The following is a 19,816-nucleotide window of genomic DNA, read 5'->3' as shown; positions in this document are numbered from 1 at the left end:
GATCACTTATCGGCTTAACGAGATCGATGTAAATGTGATGGTGCGAATTTTATAGCGAGACTGACATTCCAGAATAAAGCGCTTCACTTGCTCACTCATCGGGAAAACACAATGGACGTTATGACCTTCTAAAAACTGATGGTCTCCCATGTCCCAGAAGCTCTGGAGTGAATTACAAATAACCGTTTTCATATTTTTGTGCTCTTAATGACTAATTTAGTGACTAAAAGCATCCTTGCACTATTTTTTATTTTGAGTAAATACTGTGACCTGTGTTGCAAAAAATCACATTCCTCAATTGATCGGGGGAATTTTACACAATTTGAAAATAGAGTAAAGCTGTTTGTTATTTGTTCAGTTTCATTGCAATTAAAATCTTTGCGACGACTGGTAGCTTGAGTTAAACGGCGTCTGGTCATCAGTCAGTGATATCAAGTGGTTATCCAAATGCTGACCGGTTGACCTTCGTTATAGCTCGAGACTCAACACTTTAGAGCGGCGCTGGTAGTTATAAAGGTTTTGTTTGATCGCCGGCAGTGAACTCACATCCATTTCGACAAATCCCTGTTCTCTGAACCAGTGTAGACTATGTGTTGTCAGCACGAACATCGATTTGATGCCCATGTTTTTCGCCTGACCTTTCATATGGTTCAGCAGCATCAGCCCACGGTTACTATCCCGGTATTCATTATGAATCGCGACACATGCCATTTCGGCCATACTTTCTTCGACATAGGGATAGAGCGCGGCACAGCCAATGATCAGGCCATCGCGGTCGATGATTGTGAAGCGATGAATTTCTTGCTCCAGTTGTTCTCTCGAACGACGGACCAAAATCCCTTTTTCTTCCAGCGGCTGGATTAAATCGAAAATACCGCCAATATCGTCGATGGTCGCCTGACGAATCTGTTCTGAACTGGCCATGACGACCTGAGTCCCGATCCCATCAAAAGAGAACAATTCCTGAATTAACGCCCCATCTTCTTTGTAGCTGACCAAGTGGCTGCGTGGCACCCCTGCACGACAGGCTGAAATCGCCGCTCTGAGGAAACGCACTCTGCCGGTATGATTATCCTGCTGCTCTTCGTCTTCGGGATCGGGTTCCATCCGGTTTAACAGTACCTCGACATCGGCCGGGAACAGCTCGGCAATCGCATTGCCGTGTTCATCAATAATGCCTTGTTCGGAACAAAATCCGATCAGTTTGTCGGCTTTGAGACGAATGGCCACTTGTGTCGCGACTTCTTCCGACAGCAGGTTGAAGCACTCTCCGGTCACCGAACTGGCGATTGGACCGAGCAGGACAATAGAACCCTGTTCCAATGCCCGGTTGATGCCATCGATATTAATCCGGCGCACCCGGCCGCTATGACAGTAATCAATCCCATCATCAATTCCTAAAGGTTGGGCAATGACAAAGTTACCACTGACAATATTGAGCTGGTTTCCCGCCATCGGGGTATTATTCAGGCTTAAAGAGAGTTTGCCGGTAATGGAAAGCTGGAGCTGACCTGCGGCCTGCATGACCAGAGGTAAAGCCTTTTCATTGGTGATCCGGATGCCCTTGTAGTAAGGGGTTGCACAGGCTTGTTCCTGCAAAATCTGATTGATTTGCGGACGAGCGCCATGCACCACGACCAGTTTTACCCCCAGACTGTGAAGCAGGGCAATATCACTGATGATATTGGTGAAATTTTTGTCCGCGACCGCTTCACCGCCGAGCATGATGACCATTGTCTTCCCACGGTGCGCATTCACGTATGGTGTTGATTGGCGAAAGCCTTTAACCAGTGCAGTACTTCTGTTTTTCACAGTAAAATATCCATGTTTATTTATGTTGAAATAATGACTTTTTATTCAGTCTTGAGCAAGTGTTTTTTATTGCTTTTTCATCCATGATGCTCTGCACGTCAGAAGTTGATAAATTTCGTTTAAATATCCGTCCTGCAGATTGCAGATGATGAATCAATTTGTCATGCTTTGCCAACCGTAAATGATGGAAAACGAACTGTGAAAAAAATATTGGGCTTGATGCTGGCGTCTGTAATACTCAATGGGTGTGTGCACCCGACCGATCGTGCTCAGCAGTATCTTGACGGAACATTGCCGGATGATCTCAATCGCACGGCGAACATTGTATCGAATGCACCGCGGGACTTTACCGAATTTCCGCTCCAGAGTGATTTGGTTGTGCAAAACTCTCCGTCACTAGCGATGCTTTATCAGCCGCTTTATCAACATCTCAAAGAGTGGATCCAACAAAGCGGTGACCCGGCAGAACTGCAACAGTACGGCATTCAGGCGGCTCAGCTTCAAGGTGGCGATCAACAGGGGAATGTATTATTTACCGGTTATTTTTCACCTGTGATTGAACTGCGTCATACACCGGATGAGGTATTTCGTTATCCGCTGTATGCCATGCCGAACTGTGAGGCCGACTGCCCGACCCGGGCGCAGATTTATGCAGGTGCGCTCACCGGACAAGGTTTGGAACTGGGCTATTCAGCAAACCAGATTGATCCGTTCATTATGGAAGTTCAGGGCAGTGGATTTGTCCATTTTGGGGATGACGATTCTCTGGAGTATTTTGCCTACGCGGGCAAAAACAACAAAGCTTATATCAGTATCGGCAAAGTGCTGATCGATCAGGGAGAGATTCCCCGGGAAAAAATGTCGTTAAAAGCGATTAAGCACTGGGTGATGACACATCCTGAAGATCAGGTAAAAACGTTACTGGAACAGAATCCGTCCTATGTGTTTTTTGAGCCAAGATCTGCGGCCCCGGTGACCGGTTCTGCTGGTATTCAATTGCTCCCCATGGCGTCGGTTGCCGGTGATCGGCGGATTTTTCCGATGGGCACCCCAATTTTGGCGGAAGTGCCGTTACTCAATGCGGATGGTAGCTGGAGCGGGACACACGAGTTGAGATTGTTAATCGTGCTCGATACGGGCGGTGCGGTAAAAGATAATCATCTCGATCTCTATCATGGTATGGGCGAACGAGCCGGGATCGCCGCCGGGCATTATCGTCATTTTGGTCGGGTCTGGAAATTGGGGTTAGAAAATTCCCCGACACAGGCACCATGGGCTTTACCGCCGGAAAAGTTAGAATAGTTTATCGATGGTGTTCTAGACTTTTGCAGCAAGAGTGCGTATAAATCGCACTCTTTCTTTTTCAAGATACTCTTGCAATCAGTTTTGACTTTGGGGAATGTGATGCGTGAATTAGAGACGCCGGCTTCAGATGATTACAACCAGCGTTTTGGCGGAACCCGCCGTCTTTATGGTCATGATGCGGTTGAGATTCTCCGGGCGGCACATGTGTGTGTCATTGGTCTGGGTGGTGTGGGATCATGGGGGGCTGAAGCCTTGGCAAGAACCGGCATCGGTGAACTGACCTTAATCGATATGGATGATGTGTGCGTGACCAATGTCAATCGTCAGATCCATGCGATGCAGGGGACAGTCGGTCAAAGCAAAATAGAAGTGATGGCCGAGCGCATCCGATTGATCAATCCCGAGTGTCGCGTCAATTTGATTGATGATTTCATCTCGCCTGAGAATCAGCATGAATATCTGAAAGCAGAATTTGATTACGTGCTGGACGCTATCGATAGTCTGAAAGCGAAAGCGGCGTTATTAGCCTATTGCCGGCGCAATAAAATCAAAGTCATTACCGTTGGCGGAGCTGGCGGGCAAGTCGATCCGACCCAGATTCAGGTGGCGGATTTGACCCGTACCATTCAGGATCCGCTGGCAAAGAAACTCAAGGATCGTCTCCGGCGGGATTATCATTTCCCGAAAAATCCGGCCCGCAAGTTTGGCATTGAGTGTGTCTTTTCGACAGAACAACTCAAATATCCGCAGGCTGACGGCTCGGTTTGTGCGATGAAATCGACGGCCGAAGGACCCAAACGGATGGATTGTGCTACCGGATTTGGTGCCGCCACGATGGTCACGGCAAGCTTCGGATTTGTCGCTGCCGCAAAGATTGTCGAAAAATTAATCCGCAAATATCAATCGTAATACCAAGGGGAATGATGATGTCTCATTTACCGCTGTCGCCATTTGGCTGCGAAATCACCGCTGACGATGTTCTGCAGGTGATGGAAAATCTGCATGGCTGGGAAGATAAGTATCGTCAGGTGATTCAGTGGGGAAAACAGTTACCGGTGATGCCGGAGGATTTGAAATCCGAGCGGGTTCAGGTTTCTGGCTGCGAGAGTCAGGTCTGGCTGGTGGCTGAATCGGAGCAGGATCAGTGGTTCTTTTGTGCAGACTCCGATGCCAGAATTGTCCGCGGATTGATTGCGATTGTGATGGCAGCCTATCAAGGGAAAACACGCGATGAGATCACGGCTTTCCCTATTGAAGACTATTTTTCCCGGTTAGGATTGTTGAGTCATCTCAGTCCGTCGCGGGGGAACGGACTGCGTGCGATTGTGCAACAAATTCAGACCCTGAGCCAACACGATTAAAAATATAACGCCAATCCCCCGCTGACATGTGCCTGTCTTGTTAGAAAAAGCTCAGGCTCTTGTCCAGCGCGGCTATAAATTTTTTGACATCCTCTGCCGTATTATAGAGCCCGAAAGACAGGCGGATGGTACCCTGAATACCAAACGCATCCATACATGGATGGGCGCAGTGATGACCCGCTCTGACAACGATGCCTTGTTGATCTAAAAGCGTTGCCACATCCTGATGGTGGACGCCGTCAACGACAAAACTAATAATACTGCTGTTTGGCTGGTATCCAATCACCCGGACATCTTGATATTGACTTAACCCCTGATAGGCCAACTGTTGTAATCGGTGCAGGTGCTGTTCTCTGTCTTCGGGGAGAAAAGACTGATACCAACGCATTGCTTCAGCCAATGTAATTGCACCGGCGATATTGGGGGTGCCTGCTTCAAACTTTCCGGGTAATCCGGTAAACGTGGTCTGCTCAAATGATACCTTCTCGACCATTTTACCGCCGCCTTGCCAAGGGGGCATCGCATTCAACAGGTGCTTCTTGCCATAGAGCACACCGATACCGGTCGGCGCATACAGTTTATGCCCGGAGAACACATAAAAATCGGCATCCATTTCCACCAGATTCACGGTGTCATGAACGATACCTTGTGCGCCGTCCACCACAACCAAAGCACCGGCCTGATGCGCCAGCGGAATAATGTCTGCCAGTGGTAACCGGGTTCCGGTGACATTCGTCATCTGAGCGACAGCGACCAGTTTGGTTTTAGCATTGAGCAATTGTGTATAAGCGTCCCAGCCAAATTCACCTTGTGTCGTCATCGGGATTTTGACAACCTTTGCACCGGTTTGCGCCGCTACTAATTGCCACGGCACAATATTGGCGTGATGTTCGGTTTCACTTACCAGTATCTCATCACCGGTGGTCAGGTTGGCGCGCCCCCAACTTTGTGCGATCAGATTCAGAGATTCTGTTGCGCCCCTCGTCCAAATCACTTCTTGCTCAGAGGCTGCGCCGATAAAACAAGACACTTCGGCACGCGCCTGCTCGAATACTTGTGTCGCTTCGGCGGTGAGATGGTGGCTGCCACGGTGAACATTCGCATTCTGATACTGGTAGTAGTGCGCTAGTCGATCAATCACGCATTGCGGTTTTTGTGTGGTTGCGGCACTGTCCAGATAGACATAAGAACCATCGTGTAACGACGGAAACTGTTGGCGGACAGATAAAATATCAGGTGTCATTGTGGTTACAACTCATTCTACGGTGATCAGGAAATCCCGGCAGGTGGGATCATCGGTCCGGCAACCTGCCACATATGTTGCTCTCCGGAGAGCAGACGAACCACTTCCAGAGAAAATTCCAGAGCGGTTCCCGGCCCCTGACTGGTTAATAAATTAGCTGAATGATCATAGACTACCCGCTGTGTGCAGCGCTGAGTTTCTGGAATTTGCTGCTGAAAATTAGGATGACAGGTGAGCTGAGCCTCCGGAAACAGGTGATGATGCTGTAATACGATCGCCGGCGCGGCACAAATTGCAGCAACGAGTCGCCCGGATTGCTTTTGCTGTTTGAGTCGTTCAATGAGCAGGGGATTGTCTCGGAAATTTTCTGCGCCAGTCAGTCCGCCGGGCAGGATAATCGCATCAAACGGTTGATCGACGACCTGATGAAGCAGGGTTTCGGCTGTCAACATCACCCCCCGGGAAGCTTTGACAATATATTGCTCTGTCGGATCGGCACTGGCGGTAACAACGTGATAACCCGCCCGGACCATCACATCAATAATGGTGACGGCTTCGATTTCTTCGCTGCCGGTCGCAATCGGTACTAAGATGTTATAACTCATATGAGTGACTCCCATGATTGTTCCAATGTTTTGATGTGTTGATATAAGGCTTCATTTTCCGGGACCGCAATATCATGTTTTTTAGCTCTTCTGATCAGGTATCCGGTAATAAAGTCTATTTCAGTTTTTCTCCGGTGGGAAACATCCTGATGCATCGACGACAGGTTTTCGGATGTTGCGGCGATCACTTGATAAATATGAGCGGTTAACTGTGCAAGCTGAAACGGAATCTTCTCCGCCGTCATGACGGCGCTTACTTCGGCAATTAAACGGGTGATGCGAGCCTGATATTCGGGGTGTGCGAGTGTGCCGTTTGGGCATTGACGGATAGCCGTCAAAGGGTTGATCACACAATTGACGGCCAGTTTATGCCATAGCGCGTGTTCAATCTGTGGATGCCAGTGAACTGTCGGCAAGGCGTGGTCAAAGACATCTCTCAGAAACTGACATCGGCCACCTTGGGCATTCGCAGCACCGATTAAGGTTTCACCTTGTCCGGTATGAATGAGCTGTGATGGCGCTGGTTTGAAAGCGCCGTGGGTTGTGGTTGCCAGCAGAACAGGGTTGGTTTGCAATAACGCGCCGATGGTATCGAGGCTGCCCATGCCGTTGTGCATTAGCATGATGATTGTATCCGGATTGATTTGGGGCGTTAGTCTCTCTAACGCGGAGGCAACTTGCCAGGCTTTAACCGTCACCAGAATGAGGTCAGCGTGTCGGATGTCGTCAACCTGATGATTGGCAAAGGTGTAGATTGACTCGCCGAGCTGGCATTGATAGTGAGGCGCCGTATGCCTGCCAAACACGGCGACCTGATGCCCGCTTTGCTGTAATTTGATAGCCCAGAGCGAACCAATCGCTCCCGGGCCAATCACCAGAATATTCATGCTTTACTGTGGCTCATGCGTTTACTCCAAACGATTAGCGAGTCTAATCAAGCCTGATTTAAATGCAATCCTGTTTTCTGGATGCTTTCGCTTTTTCCAGCAGGTCCATAAAGTAATGTCGGAGTGAGTAAAGCATCAGCAAGCTTGGAACGACCATCACCGCGGTGAGGACAAAAAATAATGGCCAGTTATCCAGATAATCAACCATTGCGCCGCTAAATGATGAGAGAACCGTGCGTCCGGCATTGCCCAAAGACGCTAATAAGGCATACTGCGTTGCAGAGAAGGCTTGTCCGGTCATTAAGGTCAGGAATGACACGAATGCGACTGTCGAGAACGCGGTAGTAAAATTATCAACGAGTACAGTGGCAAGAAACAGATGCTCATTGGGTCCTGTTTGGGCAATCCATGCAAACATCAGGTTACTGGCTGACATGGCGATACCGCCGATCAGCAGCCCTTTGACAATACCAAATCGTACGGTGACCATACTGCCGAGCAAGGTAAAGAGCATCGTTGCCCACCAGCCGATCAATTTCGAATAGTATCCAATCTGTTCATTACTGAAGCCAATCTCACGGTAAAATGAGATCGACATTTTTCCCAGAAAGGCTTCACCAATTTTGAATAAAAACACGAATAACAAAATTGTGATTGCAACCCGGGTACCATTTCTTCTGAAGAAGTCGATAAATGGTTCGACTACGGTGACGGACACCCACAAGAGGGCCGGCGATTCAATATATTGATGATGACGCGCTTCAGCTTTTTGTTGTAAGCGATCCCGGTGGGTCACCGGTTCTTTGGTCATCAGAGTGAATATGAGCAGTACAGCCATGACCGCGGCCATGCCAAAGTAAACGGTATTCCAGCCATATTGATCCGCATTGGTAAATGCCAGATAACCGGGCAGAGAGTAACCGGTCCACCAGCCGATGACAGCCATTGCAGAAGCTTGAGGCAGCTTTGATTCCTCGGCTTTATTGAAGCTATCGATCCGAAACGCATCGATTGCAATATCCTGTGTCGCTGAGACAAATGCGATCACCAGTGCAATGCCGTAGGTCATCATAAAATCAGTGGTGGGATTCGAATAGGAAGCAATCGCCAGAGTGCACAACAAAATGATGCACTGGCAGACAAAAATCCAGCTGCGCCGTTGTCCGAGCCACCGACCTACCAGTGGGATATGGAGTCGGTCAACCAGCGGGGACCATAAAAAGTTTACGGAATAGGCGACAAAAATACTGCTGAAATAACCAATATCCGTATTGGTAAATCCAGCATCTTTTAGCCAGCCGGACATATTGGAACCGATCAATACCCAAGGAAATCCACTGGAACATCCGAGCATGAGAACCCATGCTAAACGTCTATCGAGATAACTCTGAACAGTGGATTTCCACGTGTAAGATGATTTTTGCAACGAATAAACCTCTATTGTGCCGGTGACGTCGTTGCTGCAGTGCCTTTTTCAGGAACAACAAAAACACGCGTGATAATAATCGGCTCTACGGGAACATCTTTCATGTAGTTCCGGACACCTGTTTTTTGCTGACCAATCTTTTGAATCACGTCAAACCCTGTTGTGACCCGACCAAACACCGCGTAACCCGGTGGTCTTTCTCCGGCGTTAAGAAAGTCATTGTCAACCAGATTGATAAAAAACTGTCGGGTTGCTGAGTTCGGATCCTGCGTTCTGGCCATCGCAATGGTCCCGGTTTGATTGAGTAAACCGTTATTGGCTTCGTTAGCGATTGGCGGGTAAGTTTTCAGCCGTTCCATTTGGGTGCTGAATCCACCCCCCTGAACCATAAAACCGGGGATGACACGGTGAAAAATACTGCCGACATAACTGCCGTCTTCAACATAACGCAGAAAGTTTTTGACCGTCACTGGCGCTTGTTTAGCGTTCAATTCAACTGTAAAAGAACCCAATGTGGTTTCAAAGGTCACGCTGGGGGATGCGAAAGCCCCCAGACTAAACAGTGAGAAAAAACAACAGGCCAGTATGGCTGAGAAGCGATACCGACGCATTAAAAGTGCTCCCGCATGTAGTTTTTCAGTTCTTCATCTTGGGCGATCTTTTTCAGAACATTGTTGACGACATCGTTAAAAACCATCTCGATATCATCGTTGGATGCACTAAATGTTGACGTCTTCTTCGCGGTACCATGATAAGTTTTTACCAATTTTCCGGTCGGCGTTTCGGCCGTGATTTCAAGAACAACGCTTGCATTCATTTCGCTTTCCATAATCGAATGCTTCACTGAAACGAGTGCTTCCTGAATTTCTACCGTCACGGAATTTTCGCTATTGACGCTGGTTGTAAAACCTTGGGAAGAAAATTGCTGTGACAACGCGTTTTCAATCGCGATACGAACATTCTGACGCGCATGAACCGGTTCGATATGTGCACGCCCGCTATCAACTAACGCAACATATTGAGAGGTTCTGACATCTTTACTCATCAGGGTAAAAGACTTTCCTTTCACAATATCACTCTGGCTGAGGGCCGGCTGTGGGGCAAAGTTGATTTGTTGCTGCTGTGGGCCTGAACAGGCGGCAAGCAGTGCGACAGTCGCTGCAATAACCAGTTTTTTCATGAGTGGTTCCTTGTTCAAAATCGAGTAATCACATTAACAGATATGTATGGAAAGCCAAGTCTGTATGGAACTCTAGGTTTGTGTAAAAACATCATACGCTTCGTGAGCGAGCCGATATTGAGACGTGAAGTGAAAGATTCTCAATTTACACCGTTTATCCATCGTACTTCCGTTCTCCGACCTACATGGTTTGAAGTTTAGCGGCTCACCGTTTAGTTGCCTGTAAGATAACAAATTTTTTGTTCATCGCGACAGTTTTTACGTTAGATTTCCCAAATATTCTTGTGAGTTTTCCATCGTAGCCGAGGTGACGGTTACCGATCACTAATAATTCACCTCTCTTTTCCAGAACATGCTTTGCATCACAGAACATCTGCCAGGCAATATGATCAGTAATCGCGTTCTGCTGGTGAAAAGGCGGATTACATAAAATCAAATCCGCTGACTCAGCCGCTAAACCATCCAGACAATTATTCGCGATACACTGGATATTTGCTCGGTTACCGAAGTGATCATGTAAATTTCTGCGGGCTGATTCGACCGCCATAAAACTTTCATCAATACAAGTTAAAGCCGCTTGTGGGTTTTGTTGTCCGGCTTTAATTGACAGAATGCCATTACCGCATCCTAAATCGATAATATGTTTGCAGTTCGGCTTTTCCGGAATATGAGAAAGAAAAAACCGAGCGCCCAGATCAAGACTTTCTCCGGAGAAAACATTCGGCAGATTGATTAACCGGATCGATTGATCATCAACTTCTGCGTCCCAAATCAGCTCTGCGGAGACTGACTGATGGGGCGCATCGGCATTGGCAAATACCAGCCGATGTTTTTTCCAAGCCAGTGACGTCTGAGTCGTGCCAAGGTATTTCTCAAACAGTTGCAGTGTCGAAGTATGGATTTCTTTTGCTTTGTTAACCGCAATGACCGGGCAGGTTACCGATAAGGCGGAACGAAGCTGACTCAGTTGCCAGATCAGGTGACGATTATTTTTGGGGAGCTGGAATAAAACCAAATCAATACCGGTCGGTAAATCTGCCAGTGTTGTCAGGCAGGAGATTGTACCGTTGCCGTTTCGGGCTAAATTTTGTTGCACGCCTTGATGTGACAGATATGAATCACTCATCAGAGTCACTTGATGATCCCGGGCAAACCAACATGACAATGCGCCAAAATGATCATTGAGAATCAAGATATGCTTGCCCGGGGACAAGGCCATGGCTTCAACATGACGAATCAGATATTCGTCTCCGGCATCCCACGCCTGTAGATTTTCATAATGCTGCTCAGGGTAGCGATGTAATGTCAGTGTACGTTCGTTGAATGATAATTCTGTCTTCATTATTTTTAATCAGGAGAGTCGGGCAATTAAATTATCGATTATTGTCGCAAATGCAGCACAAACAAGAAACTGAAACCTTTTTCTAAACCTCAGAGAGTAGTAATATATGTCGCCACAGGTTCACCGGAATGTTTTTTATCTGTGCTCAACACGTTTTTCCGGTGATCTCGGAGAGAGAAAGTACATGATACAAGAAACGATTGAAGCTAAGTTAAATCAGGCATTTCAGCCAGAATACCTGCAAGTGCTTAATGAAAGTTATATGCATAATGTGCCAGCAGGCTCTGAAAGCCATTTCAAGGTCGTCATTGTCAGCCCTTCGTTTGATGGACAACGTTTAATTGAACAGCACCGAGCAGTCAATCAGGTTTTAGCTGATGAATTAGCAGGTCAGGTTCATGCATTGTCGATACATACCTATACCCCGGAACAGTGGCGACAAAATACTCAGGTGCCCGATAGCCCCATGTGTCATGGTGGCGGCCATAAAGAGAATTGAATGGTGCTAAGTTAATGATATTCACAATCATGACGTATGATTGTCTTCACGGTGGCTGTTTGTGCTTTGAGTCCATTTATCTATTTGATTAAACGATATATTTACTGAAAACAGATATTTTCAAAGTTGCTTGTGATAAGCGTGCTATTCATCAAATTTATGATAATTTCTTGCATTATATTGCACCGCAATGAAGAAAGAAAAGCAGCTTAGATCATGGCATCAATTGCCTAAAAGATGATACACTCCCGTGTCTGGTAAATATGCCTCACACGAGTGAGAGACGTGTTTTCAATAGGGTGTGCTCACCTTATGGCAAATAAGAATCAAAGCTGGATACCAGTGTCGTGTCTAGGGCTCATTTAGTTTTCCCGGCGTTTATGCTCGATAGAATAACTAAACAAAGCCAATTATTTACAGAATTTTAAAGAATCTTTTTCCCGATAAAAGTGCAAGTGCGTATGATTACAATAAAGAAGGGATTGGATCTTCCTATTGCTGGAACTCCTTCCCAGGTGATAAGTGATGGCAAAGCCATCAGCAAAGTCGCCTTGCTTGGCGAAGAGTACGTTGGTATGCGTCCTACGATGCATGTCCGCGTAGGTGATGAAGTAAAGAAAGCTCAAATTCTTTTTGAAGATAAGAAGAATCCGGGTGTTAAGTTTACTTCACCGGTCTGCGGTAAAGTTATCGAAGTAAACCGTGGTGCAAAACGGGTACTTCAATCTGTGGTGATTGAAGTTGCCGGTGATGCGCAGGAGACGTTCGATAAGTTTGACGCCAGTCAACTTGCAAGCTTGGATCGCGAGCAAGTGAAAACACAGTTGGTTGATTCCGGCATGTGGACTGCGTTCCGTACTCGTCCCTTTAGCAAGGTTCCTGCTGTCGATTCTGCAACTAAGGCTATCTTTGTAACAGCAATAGATACCAATCCTTTGGCTGCTGATCCACAACTGATTATTAATGAACAATCAGATGCTTTCGTTGCAGGTTTAGACATTTTATCTGTTTTGACAGAAGGTAAAGTCTACGTTTGTAAGCAAGGAAAGAGCTTACCTCACTCCGCTCAATCGAATGTGGAAGAGCATGTTTTCGAAGGGCCACATCCAGCTGGATTGCCCGGAACACACATGCATTTCCTCTATCCTGTGGATCTCGACCATGTCGCTTGGAGTATCAACTATCAGGACGTGATTGCTATCGGTCATTTATTCTTGACCGGAGAGTTATACGTTGAACGCGTTGTTTCTCTGGCAGGACCGGTGGTAAATAAACCTCGTCTGATTCGCACGAAGATTGGCGCTAGCTTAGACGAATTGGTTGATAACGAAATTATGCCCGGAGAAGTGCGCGTGATTTCTGGTTCAGTCCTTTCCGGAGTGAAAGCCAGTGGTCCTCATGCTTATCTTGGTCGTTACCATCTTCAAGTCTCAGTACTGCGAGAAGGTCGTGAGAAAGAATTGTTTGGCTGGTTAGTGCCGGGTAAACATAAATTCTCAGTCACACGCTCGTACCTTGGGCACCTTTTCCAAGGCCAGCTTTTCAATATGACAACTTCCACAAATGGTAGTGAACGTGCGATGGTTCCGATTGGCAATTATGAAAAAATAATGCCGCTTGATATGGAACCAACATTGCTGCTTCGCGATCTCTGTGCCGGCGACACTGAAAGTGCTCAGCGTTTAGGGGTTCTAGAGCTCGATGAAGAAGATCTCTCACTGTGTACCTTTGTGTGTCCAGGCAAATACGAGTACGGCATGCTACTCCGTGAATGTCTCGACAAGATTGAGAAGGAAGGGTAATTTCCATGGGTCTTAAAAAGTTTCTTGAAGACATCGAGCATCATTTTGAGCCGGGTGCCAAGTATGAAAAATTGTATGCGCTGTATGAAGCGGCGGCGACAATTTTCTATACGCCGGGCACGGTGACGAGAAAAAGCTCGCATGTTCGTGACAGCGTTGATCTAAAGCGCATTATGATCATGGTTTGGTTAGCGGTTTTCCCTGCCATGTTCTGGGGGATGTATAACGCGGGTGGTCAAGCCATTGCTGCATTAAATCATCTCTATCAAGGCCAACAACTGGCCAATATCATTGATGGCAACTGGCACTACTGGTTTACCGAGTTATTGGGGGGCTCCCTGATGGCCGACTCGGCTGGCTGGGGTAGTAAAATGTTGCTTGGTGCGACATATTTTCTTCCCATTTATCTGACAGTCTTTATTGTCGGTGGTTTTTGGGAAGTCCTGTTCTGTATCGTCCGGAAACACGAAGTTAACGAAGGTTTCTTTGTGACGTCAATTCTCTTTGCACTGATTGTTCCACCGACATTGCCGTTATGGCAGGCCGCTTTAGGTATCACTTTTGGTGTCGTTGTGGGGAAAGAAGTGTTTGGTGGTACAGGACGTAACTTCCTCAACCCGGCTTTGGCGGGTCGTGCATTCCTGTTCTTTGCTTATCCGGCTCAGATTTCGGGCGATGTTGTTTGGACGGCTGCCGACGGTTTCTCTGGTGCAACGGCGCTGAGTCAGTGGTCACAAGGCGGTCATAGTGCATTGGTGAACAATGTCACAGGTGCAACGATCTCTTGGATGGATGCATTCCTTGGCAACATTCCCGGTTCGATCGGTGAAGTGTCAACGTTAGCGCTTGCCATTGGTGCTGCTTTTATTGTGTACATGGGGATTGCTTCATGGCGGATCATTGGCGGTGTCATGATCGGTATGATTGCACTTTCAACCCTGTTCAATGTAATTGGTTCTGATACCAACGCAATGTTTAATATGCCGTGGCATTGGCACTTAGTTCTGGGTGGATTTGCTTTTGGTATGTTCTTTATGGCGACTGATCCCGTTTCAGCATCGTTTACCGATAAAGGTAAATGGGCCTATGGAATGTTGATTGGAGCAATGTGTGTGTTGATTCGTGTGGTTAATCCAGCCTACCCGGAAGGGATGATGCTGGCGATTCTATTCTCGAATCTTTTTGCACCATTATTCGACCATATTGTTGTTGAAAAGAATGTCAAACGGAGATTAGCGCGCTATGGCAAACAATAACGATAGCATTAAAAAAACATTGTTTGTTGTTATCGTATTGAGCTTAGTGTGCTCAATCATCGTTTCAACGGCAGCTGTTGGGCTGCGTAGTAAGCAACAAACAAACGCACTTTTGGATAAACAGTCAAAGATTCTGGAAGTTTCCGGGGTTGATATGTCGTCCGGTAGTGTTAAAGAACTGTACTCACAATATATCGAACCGAAGCTGGTCGATTTTAAAACCGGTGAGTTTGTTGAAAAAACACCAGAAGGTCAGACGGCTGCTCATTACGATCAGCGCGCTGCTTCAAAGATTGATTCACAGTCTCTGAAACTGTCTGAATCTGAAGACCCGGCGAAAATTCGTGCACGAGCGGATTATGGTTTGGTCTATCTTGTGAAGAAAGATGGCAAAATTCAGCGCTTGATTCTGCCCATTCATGGGAAAGGGTTATGGTCAATGATGTATGCCTTTGTCTCAGTTGAGACTGATGGTAATACTGTTGACGGCATCATTTACTATGAGCAAGGGGAAACTCCTGGGCTTGGTGGTGAAGTGGAAAACCCGGGCTGGCGTGAACAGTTTGTCGGTAAGAAGCTTTATGATGACAATCACAAACCAGCAATCAAGATCGTCAAAGGTGGTGCACCTTCAGGATCAATACATGGCGTTGATGCACTTTCCGGTGCGACTTTGACCAGTATGGGTGTTCAGCATCAATTTGACTTCTGGTTGGGAGATAAGGGCTTTGGACCATTCTTGGCAAAAGTCCGTGACGGAGGTCTGAACTAATGTCTACTGTGAAAGATCTGAAGAAGAGTCTGTTAGCGCCGGTGTTGGATAACAACCCGATTGCGTTACAGGTCCTTGGTGTATGTTCTGCGTTAGCGGTGACCACCAAGCTCGAAACAGCATTTGTTATGACATTGGCGGTAACATTTGTAACCGCTCTTTCTAACTTTTTCGTTTCATTGATTCGTAACCATATTCCTAATAGTGTGCGGATTATTGTCCAGATGGCAATTATTGCTTCACTCGTGATTGTGGTTGACCAAATATTGAAAGCTTATCTTTATGATATTTCAAAACAACTTTCAGTTTTCGTTGGTCTGATTATCACGAACTGTATTGTTATGGGACGTGCTGAAGCATTTGCGATGAAAGAAGCACCAATTCCTTCGTTTATCGATGGAATTGCCAATGGTCTGGGCTATGGTTTTGTTCTGATCAGTGTCGGTTTTGTACGTGAACTCTTTGGTTCAGGTAAGATTTTTGGGATGGAAGTTCTGAAATTAGTGAACAATGGCGGGTGGTATCAACCAAACGGTTTGATGCTACTTGCACCATCTGCATTCTTCTTGATCGGCTTCTTAATTTGGATCATCCGTGTGTTCAAACCAGAACAAGTGGAAGCGAAGGAGTAAGGAACAATGGAACATTATATTAGTTTGCTCGTACGATCCATTTTCCTGGAAAACATGGCTCTGGCTTTCTTTCTGGGGATGTGTACATTTCTGGCTGTTTCAAAGCAAGTCAAAACAGCGTTTGGCTTGGGGATTGCCGTTACCGTCGTATTGACCATTTCTGTGCCCGTCAATAACTTGGTTTATAACCTCGTGTTGAAAGAAAATGCACTGGTCGATGGTATTGATCTGACTTTCCTGAACTTTATCACTTTCATCGGGGTGATCGCTGCGTTAGTACAGATTCTGGAAATGGTGCTTGACCGTTTCTTCCCACCTTTATACAACGCACTGGGTATTTTCTTACCGCTCATTACAGTGAACTGTGCGATCTTTGGTGGTGTATCGTTTATGGTACAGCGCGAGTATGATTTTGCTGAGTCAATTGTTTATGGCTTTGGCTCCGGTGCTGGTTGGATGCTTGCAATCGTTGCGCTTGCAGGTATCCGTGAGAAAATGAAATATTCTGACGTCCCTCCTGGATTACGTGGTCTTGGTATTACCTTTATCACCGTTGGTCTGATGGCGTTAGGTTTTATGTCATTTTCTGGTGTTCAACTGTAAGTCGGGTAAACCGCAGCAATAAGGAATAGTCAATGGACATTATTCTTGGTGTAGTGATGTTTACTCTGATTGTACTGGTTTTAGTTTTGGTGATTTTATTTGCCAAATCTAAGCTGGTTCCAACAGGTGACATTACGATTCTAATTAATAACGATCCTGATAAAGCGATCGTGACAAGCCCGGGTGGTAAACTGCTCGGTGCACTGGCGGGATCTGGTATTTTCGTATCATCCGCCTGTGGTGGTGGTGGCTCTTGTGGCCAGTGTAAAGTAAGAATTAAATCCGGTGGTGGTGACATTCTTCCTACAGAATTGAGCCATATTTCTAAAGGTGAAGCTCGTGAAGGTGAGCGTCTGGCATGTCAGGTTGCAGTCAAATCTGATATGGAGATTGAATTGCCAGAAGAAATCTTCGGGGTGAAAAAGTGGGAATGTACAGTTATCTCGAATGATAACAAAGCGACTTTCATTAAAGAGCTGAAGTTACAAATCCCTGATGGAGAATCTGTACCGTTCCGTGCGGGTGGATATATCCAGATTGAAGCGCCAGCGCACCACATTAAATATTCTGATTTTGATGTGCCTGAAGAGTATCGCTCGGATTGGGAAAAATTTAACTTGTTCCGCTATGAGTCGAAAGTTGACGAAGACATCATTCGTGCTTATTCAATGGCAAACTATCCTGAAGAATTTGGCATTATCATGCTGAATGTTCGGGTTGCTACGCCGCCGCCAAATAACCCGAATGTACCGCCAGGTCAAATGTCATCTTATATCTGGTCTCTGAAAGAGGGTGATAAAGTGACAATTTCTGGTCCGTTTGGTGAGTTCTTTGCCAAAGACACTGATGCAGAAATGGTCTTTATCGGTGGTGGTGCAGGTATGGCACCAATGCGTTCACATATCTTTGATCAGCTGAAACGTCTCAAGTCTAAGCGTAAGATCAGTTTCTGGTATGGGGCTCGTTCGAAGCGTGAAATGTTCTACGTAGAAGATTTTGATGAACTGCAAGAAGAAAACGACAACTTCAAATGGTTCTGTGCGCTGTCCGATCCATTACCCGAAGATAACTGGGATGGTTATACCGGTTTTATTCACAACGTTCTGTATGAGAACTATCTGAAGGATCATGATGCTCCTGAAGATTGTGAATACTACATGTGTGGGCCACCGGTGATGAATGCTGCTGTGATTAACATGCTAAAAGAGCTGGGTGTCGAAGAAGAAAATATTCTTCTGGATGATTTCGGCGGTTAAGCTGTTATTTCATTCCCGGTATGATATGGCTGACTGTAAAGTCAGCCATTGTTTTATCCAAACACTGCATGTTGTCATCGTCAAATGGCCGTACTCACAGAATGATTCAAAAGTCTGTGGGTGAGATTCAGGCTGGTGAGCTCAGGGGGAAGTGTAGTGATTCGCTTATCTGTGAATCACTACAATCGTGTTGATTGTGAAACAAAATTTTGTTTAAAGCAGCGCGAGCCCCGAATTGTTTTCCGCCTGTCTCAACCGTGAATGAGGTATATATGAGTACTTTTTTAATCACTTTTGCCATATTTGTTATTGTGATTGCAGCAATGGCAGTTGGCTACATCTTCCAAAAGAAAATGGTTAGCGGTAGCTGTGGTGGTTTAGGGGCTGTAGGCATTGAAAAGGTCTGCAACTGTCCTGAACCTTGTGATGCCCGCAAGAAACGCGAAGCCAAAGCCGCTGCCAGAGCTGAACGTATAGCTGAGTGGAACAAAGACCGCATCGCTTAATTACCCCTCGATTCAACTGCTCTCTACGAATATGATTCTTCGCTGAGAGCGGTCTTCCTTCTTGAATTCTCCTCTCCTCTACTTGATTCTCTCTGTCTGATCATTCTGACATTCGCCAAAAATAAATGATGAGTGGAGATAATATGAATGATGGCAAAAAATTAGATCGCGCTTCAGATAAATATTGCTTATGATAATACTGTATATATAAACAGTATTGAGAGTTAATTATGTCACGCGATGTATCTGGGAAACGATTTCAAGGCCGTGGGACGATGTCAGCGATCCCCGGGCGCTTTGAAGTCCACACCATAGAAGCAGAGAATAACTTTTATTCAGTTTCTTCACCGGACACAGAGGTGCGCTACGAACATGCCAAGACCCTAATCACATCAAATCAATCCCCCGATATTCCGTTTCGCCTTTCGGTGAATCCGTATCGAGGCTGTGAGCATGGTTGTATCTATTGTTTTGCCCGGCCGACACACGCGTATCTGAATCTTTCTCCCGGCATTGATTTTGAAACACGTCTGACGGCCAAGATCAATGCCCCCGAGATCTTTGAAGCAGAACTCCGCCATCCGAACTATCAGTGTCAACCAATTGCGCTTGGTATCAATACGGATGCTTATCAACCCATAGAGAAAGAGCTCAAGATTACCCAGAAACTCCTGAATATTGCCTGTGAATATAAACAACCTGTTTCTATTATCACAAAAAGTTCTCTGATTTTGAGAGATATCGATTTGCTGCAATCGATGGCATCAGAACATCTCGTTCATGTCGGTGTCAGCCTAACAACGCTCGATCATGACCTGTCGCGTCGACTGGAGCCCAGAGCTGTTCCGGGAGCTGTTCGTCTGAAAATGATTCGTGCCTTGAGAGAGAGAAATATACCGGTAACCGTGATGATTGCACCCGTGATCCCTTTTATTAATGATCATGAACTGGAAACATTAGTGCAGGCTATTATTGATGCGGGAGCAGATCGGGTTGGTTATGTGATGTTACGTTTACCTCATGAGGTTGCTCCTCTATTTGAAGATTGGTTACAACAGCATTTTCCACTGCGTGCTGAGCGAGTTCTTAGCCATATCCGTAGTATGCATGGCGGACAACTTTATCAAGGTGAATTTGGTAAGCGCATGACCGGTAGTGGTGTCTACGCTGATTTCATTCGGCAACGTTTTCATCTGGCAAGGCGTAAAATGGGTGCTGAGGAACGAAAATCAGAACAATTGGACTGTCGTCGCTTTCAAGTCCCGCCCCGGCGTGGCGATCAAATCGCGCTGTTTTGAGGCGAGTCAAAATATTAATATCTCTGTATGT

Annotated in this window: 21 protein-coding genes; 12 read left to right on the top strand and 9 right to left on the bottom strand. The window is 46.3% G+C overall.

All coding sequences use genetic code 11. The annotated features are described in order from the left end of the window. Window positions 1–6 precede the first annotated feature (6 nt). On the bottom strand, window positions 7–192 hold the full coding sequence (locus OCV37_RS11510) for a hypothetical protein (protein ID WP_084717495.1): 186 nt from the start codon (window positions 190–192) through the stop codon (window positions 7–9). Window positions 193–468: 276 nt separating this feature from the next. Further along, window positions 469–1,812, bottom strand: a complete 1,344-nt coding sequence (gene argA / locus OCV37_RS11505) for an amino-acid N-acetyltransferase (RefSeq protein ID WP_038183362.1) — start codon at window positions 1,810–1,812, stop codon at window positions 469–471. Between the two features lie 219 nt (window positions 1,813–2,031). Here argA and mltA point away from each other — a divergent pair, with 219 nt between their 5' ends. The 3 genes from mltA (at window position 2,032) to csdE (ending at window position 4,478) form a co-directional block, all read left to right on the top strand. Further along, on the top strand, window positions 2,032–3,114 hold the full coding sequence (gene mltA, locus OCV37_RS11500; protein WP_038183905.1) for a murein transglycosylase A: 1,083 nt from the start codon (window positions 2,032–2,034) through the stop codon (window positions 3,112–3,114). A gap of 102 nt (window positions 3,115–3,216) precedes the next feature. Then, window positions 3,217–4,026 carry a tRNA cyclic N6-threonylcarbamoyladenosine(37) synthase TcdA gene (tcdA, locus tag OCV37_RS11495; RefSeq protein WP_038183363.1) on the top strand — a complete coding sequence of 270 codons (810 nt, stop codon included), beginning with the start codon at window positions 3,217–3,219 and terminating at the stop codon, window positions 4,024–4,026. Window positions 4,027–4,043: 17 nt separating this feature from the next. Next, window positions 4,044–4,478 (top strand): cysteine desulfurase sulfur acceptor subunit CsdE, encoded by a 435-nt coding sequence (gene csdE / locus OCV37_RS11490; protein ID WP_038183365.1) that lies wholly within the window; start codon window positions 4,044–4,046, stop codon window positions 4,476–4,478. A gap of 40 nt (window positions 4,479–4,518) precedes the next feature. Here csdE and OCV37_RS11485 read toward each other — a convergent pair whose 3' ends face one another. From OCV37_RS11485 to OCV37_RS11455, 7 genes are all read right to left on the bottom strand, one after another. Further along, window positions 4,519–5,721 carry an aminotransferase class V-fold PLP-dependent enzyme gene (locus OCV37_RS11485; protein ID WP_038183367.1) on the bottom strand — a complete coding sequence of 401 codons (1,203 nt, stop codon included), beginning with the start codon at window positions 5,719–5,721 and terminating at the stop codon, window positions 4,519–4,521. Window positions 5,722–5,747: 26 nt separating this feature from the next. Then, on the bottom strand, window positions 5,748–6,326 hold the full coding sequence (locus tag OCV37_RS11480) for a DJ-1 family glyoxalase III (RefSeq protein ID WP_038183370.1): 579 nt from the start codon (window positions 6,324–6,326) through the stop codon (window positions 5,748–5,750). After that, the gene (gene panE, locus OCV37_RS11475) at window positions 6,323–7,213 is read right to left on the bottom strand and encodes a 2-dehydropantoate 2-reductase (protein WP_038183371.1); all 891 of its coding nucleotides are present in this window, start codon (window positions 7,211–7,213) and stop codon (window positions 6,323–6,325) included. Before panE ends, OCV37_RS11480 begins: the two co-directional genes overlap by 4 nt. Window positions 7,214–7,271: 58 nt before the next feature. Further along, a complete protein-coding gene (locus OCV37_RS11470) occupies window positions 7,272–8,567 on the bottom strand; it encodes an AmpG family muropeptide MFS transporter (protein ID WP_084717497.1) in 1,296 nt (431 codons plus the stop codon). 83 nt (window positions 8,568–8,650) lie between these two features. Then, window positions 8,651–9,250, bottom strand: a complete 600-nt coding sequence (locus OCV37_RS11465; RefSeq protein WP_051680694.1) for a peptidylprolyl isomerase — start codon at window positions 9,248–9,250, stop codon at window positions 8,651–8,653. Then, a complete protein-coding gene (locus tag OCV37_RS11460; RefSeq protein WP_038183373.1) occupies window positions 9,250–9,819 on the bottom strand; it encodes a YajG family lipoprotein in 570 nt (189 codons plus the stop codon). Before OCV37_RS11460 ends, OCV37_RS11465 begins: the two co-directional genes overlap by 1 nt. 205 nt (window positions 9,820–10,024) lie before the next feature. Beyond that, window positions 10,025–11,161, bottom strand: a complete 1,137-nt coding sequence (locus OCV37_RS11455; protein WP_038183374.1) for a methyltransferase — start codon at window positions 11,159–11,161, stop codon at window positions 10,025–10,027. A gap of 184 nt (window positions 11,162–11,345) precedes the next feature. Here OCV37_RS11455 and bolA point away from each other — a divergent pair, with 184 nt between their 5' ends. From bolA to OCV37_RS11410, 9 genes are all read left to right on the top strand, one after another. After that, window positions 11,346–11,660 carry a transcriptional regulator BolA gene (bolA, locus tag OCV37_RS11450; protein WP_038183912.1) on the top strand — a complete coding sequence of 105 codons (315 nt, stop codon included), beginning with the start codon at window positions 11,346–11,348 and terminating at the stop codon, window positions 11,658–11,660. 461 nt (window positions 11,661–12,121) lie between these two features. Then, window positions 12,122–13,462, top strand: coding sequence for a Na(+)-translocating NADH-quinone reductase subunit A (locus OCV37_RS11445; RefSeq protein WP_038183375.1), 1,341 nt, complete (start codon window positions 12,122–12,124; stop codon window positions 13,460–13,462). Between the two features lie 5 nt (window positions 13,463–13,467). Continuing rightward, the gene (locus OCV37_RS11440) at window positions 13,468–14,718 is read left to right on the top strand and encodes an NADH:ubiquinone reductase (Na(+)-transporting) subunit B (protein WP_038183376.1); all 1,251 of its coding nucleotides are present in this window, start codon (window positions 13,468–13,470) and stop codon (window positions 14,716–14,718) included. After that, the gene (locus OCV37_RS11435; RefSeq protein ID WP_038183378.1) at window positions 14,705–15,490 is read left to right on the top strand and encodes a Na(+)-translocating NADH-quinone reductase subunit C; all 786 of its coding nucleotides are present in this window, start codon (window positions 14,705–14,707) and stop codon (window positions 15,488–15,490) included. The genes OCV37_RS11440 and OCV37_RS11435 overlap by 14 nt, the downstream gene beginning before the upstream one ends. Beyond that, a complete protein-coding gene (locus OCV37_RS11430) occupies window positions 15,490–16,122 on the top strand; it encodes an NADH:ubiquinone reductase (Na(+)-transporting) subunit D (protein WP_038183380.1) in 633 nt (210 codons plus the stop codon). The genes OCV37_RS11435 and OCV37_RS11430 overlap by 1 nt, the downstream gene beginning before the upstream one ends. Before the next feature lie 6 nt (window positions 16,123–16,128). Next, the gene (nqrE, locus tag OCV37_RS11425) at window positions 16,129–16,725 is read left to right on the top strand and encodes an NADH:ubiquinone reductase (Na(+)-transporting) subunit E (RefSeq protein WP_038183383.1); all 597 of its coding nucleotides are present in this window, start codon (window positions 16,129–16,131) and stop codon (window positions 16,723–16,725) included. 32 nt (window positions 16,726–16,757) lie between these two features. Beyond that, window positions 16,758–17,981: an NADH:ubiquinone reductase (Na(+)-transporting) subunit F gene (gene nqrF, locus OCV37_RS11420; RefSeq protein WP_038183386.1), complete on the top strand. Its 1,224-nt coding sequence runs from the start codon at window positions 16,758–16,760 to the stop codon at window positions 17,979–17,981. A 272-nt stretch (window positions 17,982–18,253) separates the two neighbouring features. Continuing rightward, window positions 18,254–18,487, top strand: coding sequence for a (Na+)-NQR maturation NqrM (gene nqrM, locus OCV37_RS11415; protein ID WP_038183388.1), 234 nt, complete (start codon window positions 18,254–18,256; stop codon window positions 18,485–18,487). Between the two features lie 230 nt (window positions 18,488–18,717). After that, on the top strand, window positions 18,718–19,785 hold the full coding sequence (locus tag OCV37_RS11410) for a PA0069 family radical SAM protein (RefSeq protein ID WP_038183390.1): 1,068 nt from the start codon (window positions 18,718–18,720) through the stop codon (window positions 19,783–19,785). Window positions 19,786–19,816: the final 31 nt, after the last annotated feature.

The organism is Vibrio rhizosphaerae, from assembly GCF_024347095.1.
Lineage (GTDB): Bacteria > Pseudomonadota > Gammaproteobacteria > Enterobacterales > Vibrionaceae > Vibrio > Vibrio rhizosphaerae.
Note: the sequence above shows the minus strand (reverse complement) of the source record. Positions and strands in the feature narration are given on the sequence as shown.